Source organism: Hydromonas duriensis (assembly GCF_004363775.1).
Taxonomy (GTDB): domain Bacteria; phylum Pseudomonadota; class Gammaproteobacteria; order Burkholderiales; family Burkholderiaceae; genus Hydromonas; species Hydromonas duriensis.
The window spans coordinates 1-1,887 of the sequence record NZ_SNZE01000065.1; the positions used below are offsets into that span (position 1 = coordinate 1).

Below are 1,887 nucleotides of genomic sequence, written 5' to 3' on the forward strand. Positions count from 1 at the left end.
GCTCAGTTAAGACAAGATCTTTAAAAATTAACAGCCGATAAGTGTGGGCGTTTATGGTTCAGTCGAGTGACAAGTCACTAGACGTTAAACCAATAATGCTCATACTTGACGAAACAAAGCAAATTCAGAAATGAATTGAAATGTCAGTCAATACTTGAGTAGCGGTAGCGATACCGCAAATGCGAAATGCAATGATATAAACTGAAGAGTTTGATCATGGCTCAGATTGAACGCTGGCGGCATGCTTTACACATGCAAGTCGAACGGTAACATGAAGAAAGCTTGCTTTCTTTGATGACGAGTGGCGAACGGGTGAGTAATACATCGGAACGTACCGTTTAGTGGGGGATAACTACTCGAAAGAGTAGCTAATACCGCATACGAACTACGGTTGAAAGCGGGGGACCTTTGGGCCTCGCGCTAAACGAGCGGCCGATGGAAGATTAGCTAGTTGGTGAGGTAAAGGCTCACCAAGGCGACGATCTTTAGCGGGTCTGAGAGGACGATCCGCCACACTGGAACTGAGACACGGTCCAGACTCCTACGGGAGGCAGCAGTGGGGAATTTTGGACAATGGGGGCAACCCTGATCCAGCAATGCCGCGTGAGTGAAGAAGGCCTTCGGGTTGTAAAGCTCTTTTGTTAGGGAAGAAATCCTTAAGGCTAATACCCTTGGGGGATGACGGTACCTAAAGAATAAGCACCGGCTAACTACGTGCCAGCAGCCGCGGTAATACGTAGGGTGCAAGCGTTAATCGGAATTACTGGGCGTAAAGCGTGCGCAGGCGGTCTGATAAGACAGTCGTGAAATCCCCGAGCTCAACTTGGGAACTGCGATTGTAACTGTCAGACTAGAGTGTGTCAGAGGGAGGTAGAATTCCACGTGTAGCAGTGAAATGCGTAGAGATGTGGAGGAATACCGGTGGCGAAGGCGGCCTCCTGGGATAACACTGACGCTCATGTACGAAAGCGTGGGGAGCAAACAGGATTAGATACCCTGGTAGTCCACGCCCTAAACGATGTCAACTGGTTGTTGGGTCTTCATTGACTTAGTAACGAAGCTAACGCGTGAAGTTGACCGCCTGGGGAGTACGGTCGCAAGATTAAAACTCAAATGAATTGACGGGGACCCGCACAAGCGGTGGATGATGTGGATTAATTCGATGCAACGCGAAAAACCTTACCTACCCTTGACATGCCACTAACGAAGCAGAGATGCATTAGGTGCTCGAAAGAGAAAGTGGACACAGGTGCTGCATGGCTGTCGTCAGCTCGTGTCGTGAGATGTTGGGTTAAGTCCCGCAACGAGCGCAACCCTTGTCATTAGTTGCCATCATTAAGTTGGGCACTCTAATGAGACTGCCGGTGACAAACCGGAGGAAGGTGGGGATGACGTCAAGTCCTCATGGCCCTTATGGGTAGGGCTTCACACGTCATACAATGGTCGGTACAAAGGGTTGCCAAGCCGCGAGGTGGAGCCAATCCCATAAAACCGATCGTAGTCCGGATTGGAGTCTGCAACTCGACTCCATGAAGTCGGAATCGCTAGTAATCGTGGATCAGAATGTCACGGTGAATACGTTCCCGGGTCTTGTACACACCGCCCGTCAAACCATGGGAGTGGGTTTCACCAGAAGTAGGTAGCCTAACCGTAAGGAGGGCGCTTACCACGGTGGGATTCATGACTGGGGTTAAGTCGTAACAAGGTAGCCGTATCGGAAGGTGCGGCTGGATCACCTCCTTTCTAGAGATAGAAAAGCCATGAACGCTCACACTTATCGGAATGTTAAAACAGAAACAGAGAATCCTAATGGGGGATTAGCTCAGCTGGGAGAGCACCTGCTTTGCAAGCAGGGGGTCGTCGGTTCGATCCCGTCATCCTCCACCA

1 tRNA gene and 1 rRNA gene are annotated in these 1,887 nt (G+C 50.2%); both read left to right on the forward strand.

What is annotated here, in order from left to right:
• Positions 1-198 precede the first annotated feature (198 nt).
• Positions 199-1,743: ribosomal RNA gene (locus DFR44_RS11270) — 16S ribosomal RNA — on the forward strand.
• 68 nt (positions 1,744-1,811) lie between these two features.
• Positions 1,812-1,887 (forward strand) — tRNA-Ala (locus tag DFR44_RS11275).